Annotated in this window: 15 protein-coding genes; 10 read left to right on the forward strand and 5 right to left on the reverse strand. The window is 70.1% G+C overall.

The genetic code is table 11. The annotated features are described in order from the left end of the window. Together VAE46_RS11350 and VAE46_RS11355 are read right to left on the reverse strand one after the other, a co-directional pair. Nucleotides 1–357 (reverse strand): hypothetical protein (locus VAE46_RS11350; protein WP_322797048.1); only part of this gene is annotated, 357 nt, incomplete at its 3' end. Nucleotides 358–605: 248 nt separating this feature from the next. Beyond that, complete coding sequence (locus VAE46_RS11355; RefSeq protein ID WP_322797049.1) at nucleotides 606–1,571, reverse strand: hypothetical protein; 966 nt, start codon at nucleotides 1,569–1,571, stop codon at nucleotides 606–608. A 310-nt stretch (nucleotides 1,572–1,881) separates the two neighbouring features. Here VAE46_RS11355 and VAE46_RS11360 point away from each other — a divergent pair, with 310 nt between their 5' ends. The 7 genes from VAE46_RS11360 to leuB all read left to right on the forward strand — a co-directional run bounded on the left by VAE46_RS11360 (nucleotide 1,882) and on the right by leuB (nucleotide 9,659). Continuing rightward, complete coding sequence (locus tag VAE46_RS11360; RefSeq protein ID WP_322797050.1) at nucleotides 1,882–4,677, forward strand: DUF2325 domain-containing protein; 2,796 nt, start codon at nucleotides 1,882–1,884, stop codon at nucleotides 4,675–4,677. A 76-nt stretch (nucleotides 4,678–4,753) separates the two neighbouring features. Next, a complete protein-coding gene (gene leuC / locus VAE46_RS11365) occupies nucleotides 4,754–6,160 on the forward strand; it encodes a 3-isopropylmalate dehydratase large subunit (protein ID WP_322797051.1) in 1,407 nt (468 codons plus the stop codon). A 2-nt stretch (nucleotides 6,161–6,162) separates the two neighbouring features. Further along, nucleotides 6,163–6,771 carry a 3-isopropylmalate dehydratase small subunit gene (gene leuD / locus VAE46_RS11370; protein ID WP_322797052.1) on the forward strand — a complete coding sequence of 203 codons (609 nt, stop codon included), beginning with the start codon at nucleotides 6,163–6,165 and terminating at the stop codon, nucleotides 6,769–6,771. A 51-nt stretch (nucleotides 6,772–6,822) separates the two neighbouring features. Further along, nucleotides 6,823–7,275, forward strand: a complete 453-nt coding sequence (locus VAE46_RS11375; RefSeq protein WP_322797053.1) for a PaaI family thioesterase — start codon at nucleotides 6,823–6,825, stop codon at nucleotides 7,273–7,275. A 31-nt stretch (nucleotides 7,276–7,306) separates the two neighbouring features. Further along, nucleotides 7,307–8,068, forward strand: coding sequence for a leucyl/phenylalanyl-tRNA--protein transferase (gene aat / locus VAE46_RS11380; protein WP_322797054.1), 762 nt, complete (start codon nucleotides 7,307–7,309; stop codon nucleotides 8,066–8,068). Nucleotides 8,069–8,138: 70 nt separating this feature from the next. Continuing rightward, nucleotides 8,139–8,513: a cupin domain-containing protein gene (locus VAE46_RS11385; RefSeq protein ID WP_322797055.1), complete on the forward strand. Its 375-nt coding sequence runs from the start codon at nucleotides 8,139–8,141 to the stop codon at nucleotides 8,511–8,513. Nucleotides 8,514–8,561: 48 nt separating this feature from the next. Continuing rightward, nucleotides 8,562–9,659 (forward strand): 3-isopropylmalate dehydrogenase, encoded by a 1,098-nt coding sequence (leuB, locus tag VAE46_RS11390; RefSeq protein ID WP_322797056.1) that lies wholly within the window; start codon nucleotides 8,562–8,564, stop codon nucleotides 9,657–9,659. On the opposite strand, the gene VAE46_RS11395 is transcribed toward leuB, so the two are convergent. The 3 genes from VAE46_RS11395 to VAE46_RS11405 all read right to left on the reverse strand — a co-directional run bounded on the left by VAE46_RS11395 (nucleotide 9,656) and on the right by VAE46_RS11405 (nucleotide 13,091). Then, nucleotides 9,656–10,489: an ABC transporter permease gene (locus VAE46_RS11395; protein WP_322797057.1), complete on the reverse strand. Its 834-nt coding sequence runs from the start codon at nucleotides 10,487–10,489 to the stop codon at nucleotides 9,656–9,658. The genes leuB and VAE46_RS11395 overlap by 4 nt on opposite strands. 74 nt (nucleotides 10,490–10,563) lie before the next feature. Further along, on the reverse strand, nucleotides 10,564–11,484 hold the full coding sequence (locus VAE46_RS11400) for an ABC transporter permease (protein ID WP_322797058.1): 921 nt from the start codon (nucleotides 11,482–11,484) through the stop codon (nucleotides 10,564–10,566). Next, nucleotides 11,481–13,091, reverse strand: a complete 1,611-nt coding sequence (locus VAE46_RS11405; protein ID WP_322797059.1) for an ABC transporter substrate-binding protein — start codon at nucleotides 13,089–13,091, stop codon at nucleotides 11,481–11,483. The genes VAE46_RS11400 and VAE46_RS11405 overlap by 4 nt, the downstream gene beginning before the upstream one ends. Nucleotides 13,092–13,263: 172 nt before the next feature. On the opposite strand from VAE46_RS11405, the gene VAE46_RS11410 reads away from it, so the two are divergent. The 3 genes from VAE46_RS11410 to VAE46_RS11420 form a co-directional block, all read left to right on the forward strand. Continuing rightward, nucleotides 13,264–14,298: a zinc-binding dehydrogenase gene (locus VAE46_RS11410; RefSeq protein WP_322797060.1), complete on the forward strand. Its 1,035-nt coding sequence runs from the start codon at nucleotides 13,264–13,266 to the stop codon at nucleotides 14,296–14,298. Continuing rightward, on the forward strand, nucleotides 14,295–14,513 hold the full coding sequence (locus VAE46_RS11415) for a hypothetical protein (protein WP_322797061.1): 219 nt from the start codon (nucleotides 14,295–14,297) through the stop codon (nucleotides 14,511–14,513). Before VAE46_RS11410 ends, VAE46_RS11415 begins: the two co-directional genes overlap by 4 nt. Nucleotides 14,514–14,543: 30 nt before the next feature. Then, on the forward strand, nucleotides 14,544–15,616 hold a 1,073-nt coding region (locus tag VAE46_RS11420; RefSeq protein ID WP_322797062.1), incomplete at its 3' end, for a biotin carboxylase N-terminal domain-containing protein.

Here is a 15,616-nt window from a genome sequence, read left to right on the forward strand (position 1 = left end):
GATGGTGGGCGGGTCGGCGGGGTTGATGGGGTCTTTGGCGGTGATGCGGAAGCCGAGGATGCCGGTGGCGGCGGCGGTCACGCCTTCGACGTTGACATCGAGGCAGTAGCCGTTGCGGGTGGCGGCGTTGGCGGGAAGGGCGTGGGAGTTGGTGCCGGCGAGGAGCCGCGGCGGCTGGAAGACAGGCGCCGGGCTGGAGGAGGTATCGAACTCGGAGAGGGGATCCCAGGCGGGCCCAGCGGGGTCGAAGGCGGCGCGCGCCGGCGTTTCGCCGAGGCGAAGCTGGCCGACGGAGGCGACGGCTGCGAAGAGTGCAAGGGCGGCGAACAGAAAAAACCGCCGTGAGGAACGCACCATGAAGCCCCCCCCGGGACTCGTGGGCGCACCCCGCCGGCGCCGGATGTTGAGCGGCGATGGCAGCGGCGTCTCGACCCACCACTGCGCGCCGCAAGGGCTATGGAGGTTATGGCGGACGGTACGGGTTTGCGTCAAGCCCGCCTTTGTAAAATCAGAACGGACAGGACGGGAAGAAGTTACCCCGGGCGCGCCACTTGGCCGGCGCGCCCGGGGTTGCCTCCTGACCAGGAAGGCTGGGGCAGGGAGTGTTAGCGACGGTGCCGGATGGCTGCGGCTGCAAGGACACCGGCGCCGGGGATGAGGAGCACCAGCCCGGCGAGGGCGAGCCAGGGCGCGGGGTCGAGCGGGGCGGCGGCGGGAGAATTGCCGGCGGCGGGAGGCAGGACGCCCGGCCCGGGCTGGCGTGCGCCGGCGACCTGGTTGATGGGCGTTTCGCCGGGCGGCACGAGGGCCGGTTCGCCGACGATGCCGCTGCCTGCGCCGGGGACGATGGTATCAACCGGGATGAGGACATCGACGCCGGACGGCAGATCGGGGCAGGGGACGATGGTGAAGGCGGCCTCGGCGGCGGCGCCAGCGAGTTCGACGACTGCGACCGCGCCGGCGGGGCTGGTGACGGCGTAGAAGACGCCGGGCCCGCAGGCGAGGGCGGTATCGGCGCCGAGGACCTGGGTCACGGTGTAGGTGCCGGCGGGCAGGGCGGGGGTGAGGGCGGCGCCGGTGGGGGCATCGCCGCTGGTAGAGAGCTGGAGCGTGGCGACAAGGGCGCCGGCGGCGTTGCGGACTTCGTAGCGCCAGGTGCGGGCTGCCGCATCGGGACCGGCTTCGAGCGTGGCGGTCACCCGGATGGAGGCGGCGGCGCCGAAGGCGATATCGGCGGCGGCGAGCTGCTGGCCGGCGAAGCTGACGGTGAGCCGCGCGGTGCCGGGGGTTTCGCGGCGGACGAAGACGGTTCCCTCGGCGGTGTTGGCGGCGACCGGGACCGGGGCGAGGACGCCTTCGAGGGTGCCGCCCTGGACGTCGTAGACAAAGCCCGGGAGCGCGGCCACCTGGCCCTGGATGCGGATGGTGACGGCCGCAGAGGTGCCGGGGTCCTGGGCGGCGGCCGGGGCGATGGCGAACACCGTGAACGATTGCTGCGCGGCGGCCGGGAGGGCCGCGGCCAAGGCGAGAAGGAAGGCGCCAAGGAGGGCGGAGAGGCGTGCGGGTTTCATGATGCTTCCCTGCGGGGCTGGCGCGTCGGCGCAGGTCACCCCCTCAACCTGCTGTGCGAGCCGCCGGGCCACCCTTTCAGACCATGCTGTCCACCGCTCGACCACTTCAGTGAACGCAGAGTGAAGATACGCCAGTGCGTCAAGGGGGTGCCATAAGAGGAGCGTTAGAAGTCCACGGGGCATTCACCTGGCGGCGACGGGGCGTCCACCGGGTGAGGCGCGGGTGTCGCAAGGATGACGCCATGAGGCGCGGCGAGCGTGATAGATTTCGGCGGCGATGATCACGGTGCGAGCCGGGGAGAGCCGCCTGATGGCAACGGCAGCGACCCACGAGGAGCGGGTGAAGCTGCAGTGGTTTCCCGGGGCGCGGGTGGACCGGGTGTCGGGGGTGATCGCGCTGCCGTACCAGCGAGGGACATTTCGGCTGCTGGATGCGTGGTTCGGCCAGGGCGGCTGGATGCCGACATCGGAGCTGGACGAGGACGTCAGGGAGGCACGGGCGTATGAGCCGGGGGGCCCCCAGGGCGAGGCGACAGTGGAACTGGAGCAGGACTCGCTCGCCGTCCGATGCCAGTTTGAGGATAAAGAGCTGGCGAAGCTGGTGCCGGGCTACCGGTGGGTGCCGCTGGAGCGGCGCTGGAAGCTCCCGGCGCGGCCGGCGACGCTCGACATCCTGCGGAACGCGTTCAGGGAGCTGCTGCAGCCGGCAGATGCCGAGCGGCTCGCGGAGTGGGAGCGCAACGAGCGGGCCCGGCTGGAGGAGGAGCTGGAGCGGGCGCGGGAGCTGGATCGTCGGAAGAGGCCGGCGGAGGGTGCGCCCGGGGGAGAGAGCGCGCGAACTCCGGCGGCCGCTGCCGCCGAGGCCGCGGGGCGCAGCGACGCGGCCGGCGTGGAGGACCGGGAAGGCAAGGTTGTAGCGCCGACCCCGAACGTTGCAGCGCTGTCGGAGGGGACGGCGGGGGGTGCGGCCGCCGGCGAGGAGGTCGTGCCGGTCCCGGGGCAGCTGTTCGAGGCGCTGCTGGAGCGTATGGGGCACATGGTGGAGGCACTGGAGCGGGTGGCGCGGGCGCTGGAGGCGGGGGCGGCGCCGGGCAGTGTCGGCAGCGGGAGCAGGCCGCCGGCAACCGTCGAAGGAAGCGCGGAGGTTTCGCCGCCCGCCCCTGCGGAACCCGGCTTCGACTGGCGGAGCGAACTGGAGGACGTGCGCAACGACCCGTCGGATGCGCGCCGGCAGGCGCTGGAGGCGCGGCTGCAGGCTGACGACGAGGCGGCGCGCGCTGCGGCGATGGTGCTGCTGGGGGCGCTGCATTCGGCGAACGGGCGGTACGTGGAGTGTCTCCGCTGGCTGCGGCGTGCGTTCGCGGCGGGCTCGGGGCTCGGTGCGGACCTGGAAGCGGAGGCCGGACGGCTCTTCCAACGGGCTGCGACGCTGGCGCTGAACCAGGCGCTGGGGGCCGTTGGGGAGGAGGCATCGGACGCCTTTGAGGCGCTTGCCCGGGAGGTTCTCGAAGAGGGGCACCTGGGGCAGGGCACCGAGCTGGCAGCGACGCGGGAGGTGGTGATGGACCTCGCGGGGGACAGCCAGCTCGCGCGGCGGGACCGGCACCTGCACGCGCTGGCCCGGCTGGCGCAATTCGTGCTGGCGACGCGGGGGGACGGGCGCATCGATGAGCACCAGCTCGGGGAGTTCGTGCGCGACGCCGCCGTGCGACCGCCCGTCCGCTCTGTCGCGCTCATCCTGCTGGCGAACGTGCTGTATGACTCGTCTGACATGGCCGGGTGGCAGCTGAGCTGGCCCCGGGAGACGGCGATTGCGGGCGATTTTTCCTGGGTGGCGGAAACAGCCCTGGAGCTGCTGAAGGCGACAGGGCAGGAGCACCCGCGGCTGGTCCCGAGGCTCGCGGTTTCGGCGCTGGCGATCGTGGCGGCCGGGCCGCGTGACTGGGCCAGCCGCGAGGTGCGCCTGAAGCTGGTTCGGCAGGTCGATACCGTCAGTCCGGAACGGGGGTATGCGGAGTTCCTCGCGGCCTACCGGCTGGCAGCCGACGGGCAGGGGAAGGGGCTCGCCCGGGATTTCAAGGGGTACTTCGAACAGCTGAAGAAGACGCCGCTGGATGACAGCTGGCCCCACCTCTCCGAAGTGCTGGGGAACGACAGCAACTTCGTGACCAACGAGATCATCGATGGGGTGTTGCCGGCAGCGCTGCAGGAGCGGGGGATTCGCGACCTTGGCGTGCTGCTCGAAGCGGCCCGGTTCGCGACGGGGACCCAGCACGGCGATAACACGCTGAATTGGCTCGCGGACGGCATCGAGGACGGGACGATTTCCGGGACGGAGGCGCTGGACCGTGAGCAGCGGCTCGAGCTGTTCCGGCTGGCGCTGGACACGGCACGAAAGAAGGGCCACGACAAGGATGCGGACGTTGCGTTCCAGCGGCTGATCCGGGAGTACCTGCGGCAGGGGAAGGAGAGCGAGATCCCGACCCTGTGCGAGCAGTGCATCGATGCGTTCGCGCACCTGAGGCAGCGGGCGATGCTGGCGGCGCTGGAATGGGCGCTGGAGCAGGGGGAGCCGTTCGCGGAGCTGCTGGAGCGGGCGATCAGCAACATGCGCCCTGATTCGCGGCTCATCGACGATTTTCGGGACATTGCGACGGCGTTCCCGCAGGTGCGGGAGACTGGCGGCGAGCGGCTGGAGAAGCTCATCGGCCATGACAAGGCGGAGATCCGGGACGAGGCACTGCGGGGGAAGTCCATCCTGGTGGTGGGCGGGCACCCGACGCTCCAGGCGAAGGCGGTGCCTCGGCTGGAGGAGCTGGGGCTGAAGGTGGACTGGCTGGACGCGGGCGAGGCGAAGCAGGGCGACCGCGCGCCGGACCGGGCGAAGGGAACGGTCGATTTGGTGGTCGTGAACACGTCGTACATCAGCCATGCGGCCTCGGGGCGGGTGATGGAGGCCGCGCGATCGGCGGGGAATCGCTTCGTGGCTCGGTCGTTCACGGGGCCGCAGATGCTGGTCTCGGTCGTACGCGGGGCGCTCGCCGGACTGTCGGAGGACCGCGGCAGCGGGAACCCGGGACCCAACCGGGGGCCGCAGCGACGCTAGCGGCGGCCCGGGCGGGGGCGTTCTGGTAGCATGAGGGTACGACTATCCCCCGACATCGAAGAGGGAACGCACCCCTGTGAGCACTCCGCGCACCATCATCCAGAAGATCTGGGACAACCATGTGGTGTACAGCGAGCCGGGCAAGCCGGACCTGCTGTTCATCGACCTCCACCTCGTGCACGAGGTGACCTCACCGCAGGCGTTCGAAGGGCTCCGGCTGGCCGGCCGGCGCGTTCGGCACCCGGAGCTGACGCTGGCGACGGTCGACCACAATGTGCCGACCATCGACCGGGACAAGCCCTGGACCGACCCGCTTTCGGTGCAGCAGGTCGAGGCGCTGCGGCGCAACTGCGAGGAGTTCGGCATCCCGCTCTTCGGGGTGGGCGATGTGCGGCAGGGGATCGTGCACGTCATTGGGCCGGAGCAGGGCCTGACGCAGCCGGGCATGACGATCGTCTGCGGGGACAGCCACACGGCGACGCACGGGGCGTTCGGGGCGCTGGCGTTCGGCATTGGGACGAGCGAGGTAGAGCACGTGCTGGCGACCCAGACGCTGCCCCAGGCGAAGCCGAAGACGATGTCGGTGGAGGTGACCGGCGAGCTGCACCCGGGGGTGACCGCCAAGGACGTCATCCTCGCCATCATCCGCAAGATCGGCGTTTCCGGCGGCGTGGGCCATGTGATCGAATACCGGGGCGAGGTGATTCGCCGGCTTTCGATGGAAGGGCGGATGACGATCTGCAACATGTCGATCGAAGGCGGGGCACGCGCCGGGCTGGTGGCCCCGGATGACACCACCTTTGCCTACATGGAGGGCCGGCCGTTCGCGCCGAAGGGGAAGGACTGGGAGACCGCGCTGGATGCGTGGCGGGCGCTGGCAACGGATGAGGGGGCGGAGTTCGATACGTACGTGACGCTGGACGGGGCGGAGGTGGAGCCGACGGTGACGTGGGGGACGACGCCGGCGCAGAGCGTCCCGGTGACGGGGCGGGTGCCGGACCCCTCGGAGGCGCCGACGCCGCAGGCGCGGGAGCTGGCGGAGCGCGCGCTGCACTACATGGGGCTGGAGCCGGGTACCCCGATCCAGGAGATTCGCATCGACCGGGTGTTCCTCGGTTCGTGCACGAACAGCCGCATCGAGGACCTGCGGGCCGCGGCGGAGATCGTCCGGGGTCGGAAGGTGGCGAAGGGAGTACGGGCGATGGTGGTGCCGGGTTCGGGGCTGGTGAAGCACCAGGCGGAGCAGGAAGGCCTGGACCGGATCTTCAAGGAGGCGGGGTTCGAGTGGCGCGACGCGGGATGCTCCATGTGCCTGGGCATGAACCCGGACATTCTCGCGCCGGGCGAACGGTGTGCGAGCACCTCGAACCGGAACTTCGAAGGTCGGCAGGGCCGCGGCGGCCGGACGCACCTGGTGAGCCCGCAGATGGCGGCGGCGGCGGCGATCGCGGGGCACTTCGTCGACATCAGGGAGTGGAAGTAGCGATGAAGAAGTTTGAAACGGTGAAGGGCCGCGTCATCCCGCTGAACCGCGCGGATGTGGATACCGATCAGATCATTTCGAAGGAGTTCCTGAAGCGCATCGAGCGGACGGGCTTCGGGCCGTTCGCGTTCGATGAGTGGCGCAAGGACCCCGATTTCGTGCTGAACCGGAAGGAGTACCAGGGCGCGCCGATCATGGTGACGGGGCCGAACTTCGGCTGCGGGTCATCGCGGGAGCACGCGGTCTGGGCGCTCGACGATATGGGGCTGCGGGTGATCATTGCGCCGTCGTTCGCGGACATCTTCCGCAACAACTCGGCGAAGGTGGGGCTGCTGACGGTGGTGCTGCCGCAGGAGGACTGCGACTTCCTGGTCGCGCGGTCGGAGGAGCTGCCGGAGTCGGAGGTGGTGGTGGACCTTGAGTCGCAGACGGTGGCGACGGCGGACGGGACCTGGCAGCGGCGGTTCGAGATCGACCCGTTCGTGAAGTACTGCCTGCTCAACGGGCTGGACGACATCGGGCTGACGCTGCAGCACGAGGACCGGATCGCGGCGTACGAGGCGCAGCGGCCGGCGTGGATGCCCACCACCGAGGCGCTGCTGGCGCAGTGAACCGCGGGGGCTGACGCGGGGCGGGGCCGGAGTGGTAGGCTCCCGGGCGTGATGGATGACGGCGACCTGACGGGGCGGCTGCGCAACTGGGCGCAGGGACGGTACTGGGGGCTTGTCGGCATCGAAACGGTCTCGGCGCGGCCCGGGTTGGTGGTCAATCGGGTAGTGCTGCGAGAGGAGCACCTGAATTACAACGATGTGGTGCACGGCGGCGTCATTTCGAGCCTGATCGATTCGGCGGCCGGGGGCGCGGTGCGCACGCTGCGTGACGAGGCGGAGATCCGCGCGCGGCCGCATGCGACCAGCGACCTGCATGTTTCGTACCTGGCGCCGGCGCGGGGCACGGAGCTGGTGGCCGAGGCACGGGTGGTGAAGATGGGGCGCACGGCAGCGTTCACTCAGGTGGAGGTGCGCGACGACGGGGGACGGCTGGTGGCGATGGGGCTGGTGACGTTCGTGATCGGAACCCGCCGGCAGGCGAACGCTGAAGGGACAGGAGGATAAACGACTGAGGAACGACGACCTGGACGCGGCATTGCCGTTTGCGGTGCGCGATTCGCGGGGGAAGCCCTGCCCGATCCGCATCGAGTCGTATACGCAGGGACCGCCGCAGCCGGTGGGGGAGAGCCCCTGGGAGTTCCCGGACCCGCGCGGAGCGGCGCCGTACGGGCTGGTGGCCGAAGGCGGGGCGTATCTCCCGTCGGCGATTGTGGCGGCCTACCGCCGCGGGATCTTCCCCTGGCCGCACGAGGACATGCCGTACGCGTGGTTTTCGCCCGACCCGCGGGCGATCCTGCCGCTCGATGGGCTGCGGGTTTCACGGCGGCTCGGGCGGACGATTCGCAGCGGGCGGTTTTGGGTGACGGTGGACCGGGCGTTCACGATGGTGCTGGAGGACTGCGCGGACCGGCTGGAGGGGACGTGGATCATCCCCGCCTACATGGATGGGTACGTGGAACTTCACCGCCTCGGGTGGGCGCACAGCTTCGAGGTGTGGCTGGAGGAGGAGCTCGTGGGCGGGCTCTACGGGATCGCCGTCGGCGCGATGTTCGGTGCGGAGTCGATGTTTTCGTGGGTGTCGGATGCTTCGAAGGTGGCGATGGCGGCGATGGTGCAGCACTGCCGGGCGATCGGGGTGGAGCTCATCGATGTGCAGGTGGTGACGCCGCACACGGCGCGGATGGGGGCGGTCGAGATTTCGCGGGAGGAGTACCTGGAGCGGCTGGCGGCGGCGTTACAGCGGGAGGCGCGGTGGTGGCCCGGCGACGGGGCAGGTCCATCGGACCGGGAAGGGTGACACGAATGGCGGCGGACATTTTTCGGCGGACGGGGCAGACTGGTGGCGAATACCACGGAGGGGATGAGCGATGACAGCTGCACGGCCGGCCCCGGTTGGGCTGTACCACCTGCTGACGGATTTCGAGTGCCCCGCGGCGAGCGTGCGGGTGCTGCGCATGAGCGGCGAGGGCGATGCGGTCGGCTCGCACGTGCACCGGCGCTCCGCGCAGATTTATGTGGCACTGGTGGGGTCGGTGGCGGTGGAGGTGGACGGCGTCGAGCACGTGCTGCACCCGTACGAGACGCTGGCGGTGTGGCCGGGCAGCGTGCACCGGGCGAGCCCGGTCGATGGCGAGGCGGTGGTGATGAACATTTCGATCCCGCCGCTTGGGGCCGATGACCAGCTGCCGGTGGCCGCACCGACAGGAACCGAAGACCCCACGCTGCCGGCCGGGGGCGCGTAGTTCCGCGCATTTGGACGGTGAGGGCAGGGCCGGGGAGAATACCGGTCCATGGCTACGTTTCGCATCCTGGTGACGCCGGGCGATGGCATCGGCCCGGAGGTGATGGAAGAGGCGCTCAAGGTCCTTGCGCGGGTGGAGCGCCGCTTCGGGCACGAGTTTGTGTACGACGAGGAGACCATCGGCGGCGCGGCGATCGACCGCTACGGGGTGGCGCTGCGGCCGGAGACGGTGGCGAAGGCGAAGGCTTCGCACGCGGTGCTGTTCGGGGCGGTCGGCGGGCCGAAGTGGGATGACCCGCGGGCGGCGGTTCGCCCGGAGGACGCCATCCTGGGGATGCGGAAGCAGCTGGGGCTGTTCGCGAACCTGCGGCCGGTGAAGATCCAGCCGGAGATGATCGGGGAGAGCACGCTCAAGCCGGAGGTGCTGGAGGGGGTGGATATGGTGGTCATCCGCGAACTGACGGGCGGGCTGTACTTCGGGAAGCCGAAGCGGCGGTGGGAGAACGCGGAGGGGCGCCAGGCGGTGGATACGCTGCGTTACAGCGAGCGGGAGGTGGCGCGCGTCTGCCACGTGGCGTTCCAGCTGGCGCGGCAGCGGCGGAAGAAGGTGACGAGTGTGGATAAGGCGAACGTACTGCGCACGGGGCAGCTGTGGCGGGAGGTGGCGACCGAGGTGGGGAAGCAGTACCCGGATGTAGAGCTGGAGCACATCCTGGTGGATGCCTGCGCGATGTACCTGGTGCGCCGGCCGGCGAGCTTCGACGTGATTGTGACGGAGAACATGTTCGGCGACATCCTGACGGACGAGGCAGCGATGCTGGCGGGGTCGATGGGGATGATGCCGTCGGCGAGCCTCGGGCGGCGGCGGAAGGATGGGACCGGGATCGGGCTGTACGAGCCGATTCACGGCAGCGCGCCGGATATCGCGGGGCAGGGAAAGGCCAACCCGCTGGCGATGATCCTGAGCGCGGCGATGATGCTGCGCCTCTCGCTGGGGCTGGAGGAGGAGGCCCGGGCGGTGGAGGCGGCGGTCGACGCGGTAATTCGCGAGGGGCTGCGGACACCGGATATTGCCGGGCCAGGCGCGCGGGTGGTTGATACGCGGACAATGGGGACGGCTGTCGCCGAGCGGGTCGGGGAAGGCTAGGCGCCGGGGGCGAGGAGTTCCTGGAGCCAGCGGGAGGCAAGGTTGGCGCAGAGGGTGACGACGAACAGTGAGCCTCCCGGGACGGCGAACAGCCACCAGGCGCCGGCGTAGAGGAATTCGCGGGACTGGGCGAGCATGAGCCCCCAGGATGAACCCGGGGGCTGCACGCCGAGCCCGAGGAAGCTGAGGCTGGCCTCGGCGACCATGACGCTGGCGAAATCGAGGACGGCGACAACGGCTGCGACGGGGAGGATGTGCGGCGTGATGTGCCGGATGAGGATGCGGGGTGTGCCGGCACCGACCGCGATGGCGCCTTCGATGAATGGCGCGCTTCGCAGGCGGAGGGTTTCGGCGCGGGCGACCCGGGCGAAGCCGGCCCAGGAGAAGATGACGAGCAGGATGACGAGGTTGGTGAGGGTGGCACCGAGCAGGTAAAGGAGGAAGATGGCGAGGAGCAGGGAGGGAAAGGCCATCTGGAGGTCGACGAGGCGCATGACGGCCAGGTCGATGAAGCCGCCGCGGTAGCCGGAAAGCAGCCCAAGGGCGGTGCCGATGGTGCCGGCGAGGAGGGCGGCGGAGAGGGCGATGCCGAGGGAGATGCGGGCTCCGGCAACGGTGCGCGCGAGGACATCGCGACCCAGCTGGTCGGTGCCGGCGAGGTGCAGGGTGCCATCGGCGCCACGTGAGAGCGGGGGCTGAAGGCGTGCGACGAGGTCCGGCGTTTCGGGGTCGGGGAGGGGTGCGTAGGGGCCGAACAGCGCCACAAGCGCAGCGAAGAGGAGGAGGCACGCGGCGGCAGCACCGACGGGATTGCGCCTGGCGATGGCCACGGTGCGGCTGGGAACGGCCCCGTGCCGCGCGGGTTCAGCGGCGACCTGTGGGCGTGCGGAGGGCGCTGCGGCGGTCACTGGAGGCGTACCCGCGGGTCGACGACGGTATAGGCGAGGTCGACGAGGAGGTTGACGAGGAGGACGATGGCAGCGACGTAGATGACGGCGGCCATAAGCACGGGGAGGTCGCGGCGAGTGACGGCGCTGTAGGCGACTTCGCCAACGCCGGGCCAGGAGAAGATGGTTTCGATGAGGACCGTGCCGTTGAGCAGGATGATGAGCTCGCCACCGAGGAGGGTGAGGCCGATGATGGCGGCGTTGGGGAGGAGGTGGCGGACGAGGACGGCCGATTCGGGGAGGCCCTTGGCGCGTGCAGTGCGGACGTAGTGCTGCCTCAGGTCCCGGGCGACGGCAGATTCGAGGATGAGGGTGTAGCGGCCGATCGGGCCTGCAGCGAGGGCGATGGCAGGGAGGACGAGGTGGCGCCAGGAGCCGTAGCCGCCCGTGGGCAGGAGACGCCATTCGACGGCCACCAGGTAGACGAGTCCGAGGGCGAGCCAGAAGGCGGGGAGGGAGGCGAGGGCAGTGGCGGCGGTGGTGATGGCGGCGCGGGCGGGACCTGCGGGTCGTGAGGCGGCGATGAGTGCAGCCGGGATGGCCACGAGGAAGGTGAGGGCCAGGGAGGCGGCGCCGAGGAGGGCGGTTCGCGGGACGCGTTCGAGGACGACGGCGGCGGCGGGGCGGTTCTGCCAAATGGAGGTGCCGAAATCGCCGCGAATGGTACTGGCGAGATAGTCCGCCAGCTGGTCGAGGACGGGGCGGTTGAACCCGCCCTGCTCGATGATTTCCTGGCGTTCGGCTTCGGACAGGAACTCGCGGTCGACCAGGAGAAAGGCAGGGTCACCGATGTAGTGGGTGGCGAAGAAGGCGGCGACCACGAGCGTGATGAGCACCAGGGCCGCGCCGGCGAGACGCCGGAACAGGTAGGCCATCATGCGAAGGAGAGATCCCGGGTAAGGATGTAGGCGTTGAGGGGGATGCTGGAGCGGACACCGCGGGCGATGCCGTGGACCTGGTTGACGGCGACCACCCAGCAGCGAGGCGTTTCCTCCTCATGGAGGCGGGTGGCGACTTGCTGGAGGAGCTGCTGGCGCTCGCTGCCGGTGATGACGCCGAGGCGGTTGTAGAGCTCGTCGAATTCTGGCTTGCAGAATGTGCCGGTACCCTGGCAGCCGTACTTATCGCGGAGGGCGCCCGCGACTTCGCCGTAGTTGCCGGAGCTGGTGGTTTCCATGTAGAGCGGCGGCTGTTCGGGGAAGGGGCGGGAGCCGAGTTCGTTGTACTGGCGCGGCTCGAGACGGGTGAGGCGGATCTTCAGGCCAACCGCTTCGAGATAGGCCTTGAAAATCTCTGCGAGCTGGTCTTCTTCGGGGATGCGGCCTTCGCCGTACACGAGTTCGAGCGTCTGGCCGGCAACGCCAGCCTCCTGGATGAGCTTCTTCGCTTCCTCGGGGCGGTAGGGGAACGGTTGAACGGAGACTGGCTGGTAGGCGAAGAAGCCGATTGGCTTCGCGGTGCCCTTGAAGATGCTCTTGTTGATGGCGTCGCGGTCGATGGCGAGGTTGATGGCACGGCGGACGCGGACATCGTTGGTCGGCGCAATGGTGTTGTTCAGGCGGAGGGAGTTGGACTGGAATCCGCCGGCCACGAGGGCGAGGTCGCCAAGAGCGGCTCCCTGTTCGGCGCCGATGTTGTAGGCGAAATGGGCTTCGCCGGTGCGCACTGCCTGGGCACGAACGCTGGCTTCCTTGCGCGTGATGAACCTGAGCGCGGGGAGGTTGGTCGCGGCGGGGTCCCAGTAGTTTTCGAAGCGCTTGAGGCGGAGATCCTGGCCGCGCTGCCAGGACGCGAAGGCGAACGGTCCGGTACCGACGGGAGCTTCGAGCATGCCAGCGAGCCCTTTCTGTTCGAGGGCCTTTGGCGAGACGGCGGAGTAGAACAGGCGGAGGTAAAGGCCGAGTTCGTTGAGGTTGGTGGGGAAGGCCGCGACTGCCTCGACGGTGTATTCGTCGACCTCAGTCATGGATTTGAGGACGCGGCCGAGGTAGGCGGTCTTCTTGAGGGCGGAGGCAGCTTCCTGGTCGGCCATGGCCTGGAAGCTGGACACGGCCGCGCGAGCGTTCCAGGGCTCGCCATCGTGGAACTTGACGCCCTGGCGGAGGGTGAATCGGAAGGTTGTTGGGTCGAGCTGCTCCCAGCGCTCGGCGAGCATGGGGACGTACTGCACATCTGCACCGCGATCCGCCCAAGGGGTCATCCGTACTTCGAACAGGGTCTCGTAGAGGGACCTCAAGACGATGGCCTGGCTGAATCCCGAGAAGAATGGCAGGAGGTCGTCGGGCTCGGCGTCGCCGGCGATGATGAGTTCGGAGGGAGTTGTGGTTGGGGAAGCTGCGCGGGCCGAGGTGGGGGTGGGGGATGCAGCCCCGGCAGGGGGGGTCCCGGTGTCGTCGTCATCGCCGCTGCAGGCGGGGAGGGCGATGAGGGCGGCACCAGCGGCTGACGAGGCGAGCAGACGGCGACGGGTGAGACGAGCGGTCATTTCGGGGCAACTCCGGAGGTTCTGAAGCGCCATGCTTGCCGCTGCTGACTAACTGAAGTTGAACGGCTGTTGATCGGTTGGTGAACGGGTCGGTGAAGCACGGGGCGGCAGCTGCGGTTACCATGACGGGCGGCCCCGGGAGCGAATGGGGCCATGAGAAGGAGGATGTTCGATGCCGGTTTCGCTGACGTGCGTAAAGACGGGCGAGAGGACGGTGGGGATGACGCAGATCCCGTACCCGGATTCGCCGGGGCCCGGGCAGGCGCTGATTCGGACGCGGCTGGCGACGGTGTGCGGGAGCGACGTGCACGTGGTCGACCACCTGCCGGTGCCGGCGGGGGTGCCGATGGGTCACGAGGCGGTGGGGACGGTGGAGGCCGTGGGGCCGGGCGTCACGGCGTTCAAGCCGGGCGACCGGGTGGTAGTGAGCTGCCTGCTCTGCTGCGGGACGTGTCGGCGGTGCATGGAGGGCGAGCCGCAGGTGTGCGAGACGTTCAATGCGCCGGCGAACCTGCTCTTCGGGGCGCAGGGCGAATTCTTCCTGGTCAACGGGGCGCAGACGTCGCTGGCGAAGGTGCCGGACTCCCTCGAGGACGAGCAGGTGCTCTTCGTGACTGACATTATGTCGACTGGTTTCGCTGCGATCGAGCGGGCGGAGCTGAAGCCGGGCGATACGGTGGCGATTTTCGCGCAGGGGCCGGTCGGCCTGTGCGCCACGGCCGGGGCGCGGACCTACGGTGCGGGGCTGATCATCGCGGTGGAGGGCATCCCGGAACGGGCGGCAATGGCAAGGCGGCTAGGCGCGGATGTGGTGGTGGAGCCGGCCAACGCGGTGGCCGAGATCATGAAGCTGACGGGCAACCGCGGGGTGGATGTCGCGGTTGAGGCGCTGGGGCACGAGGTCACCTTCCAGAACGCGTGCGCGGTGGTGCGCAACGGGGGGACGGTGAGCTCGGTCGGGGTGTACGGCGGCTATTCGGAGCTTCGGCTGCCGACGGGCGGTTCGTTCATGCACCGGAAAATCGTGACGACGCTCTGCCCTGTGGGGACCGCGCGGATGGAGCGGCTGATGGCGCTCATCGCGAGCGGGAAGGTGGACCTGCGGCCGCTGCTGACGCATTCGATGAAGCTGAGCGAGACGCCGGCCGCCTATGACCTTTTCCGCAGGCGCGAGGGCGGCGTACTCAAGGTGGCACTGCGGCCATGAGCGAAGCGGTGCGGCGGCTGGTGTTCCTCTGCCGGCCGCCGCAGGAGTTCGTGGCGTGGGAGCTGCCGAACTGGGTGGCGCAGCAGCCGGGCGGCGCGGCAGGGGTGGTGGAGGTCGAGGTGCGGCACCCGGACCCGGAGATGGACGGCTCGTGCCGGTGGTGCGGAGCGCGGCGCAACGAGGTGGTGCGACTGGTGGATGGGCGGCTCGCCTGAGCCCGCGCCGGTGTGGTTGAATGCGGCGCGATGTTTCGGCGGGTGCTGGTGGCGAACCGGGGCGAGATTGCGGTGCGGGTGCTGCGGACGCTGCGGCGCCTGGGCATCGACGGGGTGCTGGCGGCGTCGCCGGCGGACCGGGCAGGGCTGGCGGCGCGCGAGGCTGACGCGGTCGCGCTGCTGCGGGCTTCGCTGCCGGCGGAGAGCTACCTCGACGGCGACCAGCTGATTGGGGCGGCGCTGGCCCACGGGTGCGAGGCGGTGCACCCGGGGTACGGCTTCCTTGCGGAGTCCGCGGGGTTCGCGCGGGCCTGCGCGGACGCCGGGCTGGTCTTCATCGGGCCGCCGCCCGGGGCGATGGAGCGGCTGGGGGACAAGGCGGCGGCGCGGCGGTTCGCGCAGGAGCTGGGCATCCCGGTGGTGCCAGGGTACGACGGCGACGGGGCGGGCCTGCTGGAGGCGGCGCGGGAGCTCGGGCTACCGCTGCTGGTGAAGGCGCGCGCGGGCGGCGGCGGCCGGGGCATGCGGGTGGTTCGCACGCTGGAGGAGCTGCCCGGCCTGCTGGAGGCGGCCGCGCGGGAGGCGGAGGCGGCGTTCGGCGATGGGGGGCTCCTGCTGGAGCGGCTGGTGGAGGGGGCGCACCATGTGGAGGTGCAGGTGCTGGCGGACCGCTTCGGGACCGCGGTGCACCTCGGGGAGCGGGAGTGTTCGGTGCAGCGGCGGCGGCAGAAGCTGGTGGAGGAGACGCCGAGCCCGGTGGTGGATGCGGCGCTCCGGGCGGAGCTGACGGAGGCGGCCGTGCGGCTCGCAGGGGCCGCGGGCTACGTGAATGCGGGCACGGTGGAGTTCCTGGTGGGCCAGCCGGGGAGCGACGGCCGCCGGCCGTGGTACTTCCTGGAGGTTAACCCGCGGCTGCAGGTGGAGCACCCGGTGACCGAGGCCGTGACCGGGCTCGACCTTGTGGAGCTGCAGCTGCGGATTGCCGCCGGCGAGCGGCTGCCGTTCGGACAGGATGAGGTGCGGTTCACGGGGCACGCGATCGAATTCCGGGTGAACGCGGAGGACCCGCTGGCGGACTTTCGGCCGGCTGGCGGCGAGGTGCG

Source organism: Tepidiforma sp., assembly GCF_034433535.1.
Taxonomy (GTDB): Bacteria; Chloroflexota; Dehalococcoidia; order Tepidiformales; family Tepidiformaceae; genus Tepidiforma.

What these genes read in the sequence shown, in the direction of transcription:
- VAE46_RS11355 (WP_322797049.1), bottom strand. Translation starts at nt 1,571, where the DNA reads ATGAAACCCGCACGCCTCTCCGCCCTCCTTGGCGCCTTCCTTCTCGCC.
- VAE46_RS11360 (WP_322797050.1), top strand. Translation starts at nt 1,882, where the DNA reads ATGGCAACGGCAGCGACCCACGAGGAGCGGGTGAAGCTGCAGTGGTTT.
- leuD (WP_322797052.1), top strand. Translation starts at nt 6,163, where the DNA reads ATGAAGAAGTTTGAAACGGTGAAGGGCCGCGTCATCCCGCTGAACCGC.
- VAE46_RS11375 (WP_322797053.1), top strand. Translation starts at nt 6,823, where the DNA reads ATGGATGACGGCGACCTGACGGGGCGGCTGCGCAACTGGGCGCAGGGA.
- VAE46_RS11385 (WP_322797055.1), top strand. Translation starts at nt 8,139, where the DNA reads ATGACAGCTGCACGGCCGGCCCCGGTTGGGCTGTACCACCTGCTGACG.
- leuB (WP_322797056.1), top strand. Translation starts at nt 8,562, where the DNA reads ATGGCTACGTTTCGCATCCTGGTGACGCCGGGCGATGGCATCGGCCCG.
- VAE46_RS11400 (WP_322797058.1), bottom strand. Translation starts at nt 11,484, where the DNA reads ATGATGGCCTACCTGTTCCGGCGTCTCGCCGGCGCGGCCCTGGTGCTC.
- VAE46_RS11405 (WP_322797059.1), bottom strand. Translation starts at nt 13,091, where the DNA reads ATGACCGCTCGTCTCACCCGTCGCCGTCTGCTCGCCTCGTCAGCCGCT.
- VAE46_RS11410 (WP_322797060.1), top strand. Translation starts at nt 13,264, where the DNA reads ATGCCGGTTTCGCTGACGTGCGTAAAGACGGGCGAGAGGACGGTGGGG.
- VAE46_RS11415 (WP_322797061.1), top strand. Translation starts at nt 14,295, where the DNA reads ATGAGCGAAGCGGTGCGGCGGCTGGTGTTCCTCTGCCGGCCGCCGCAG.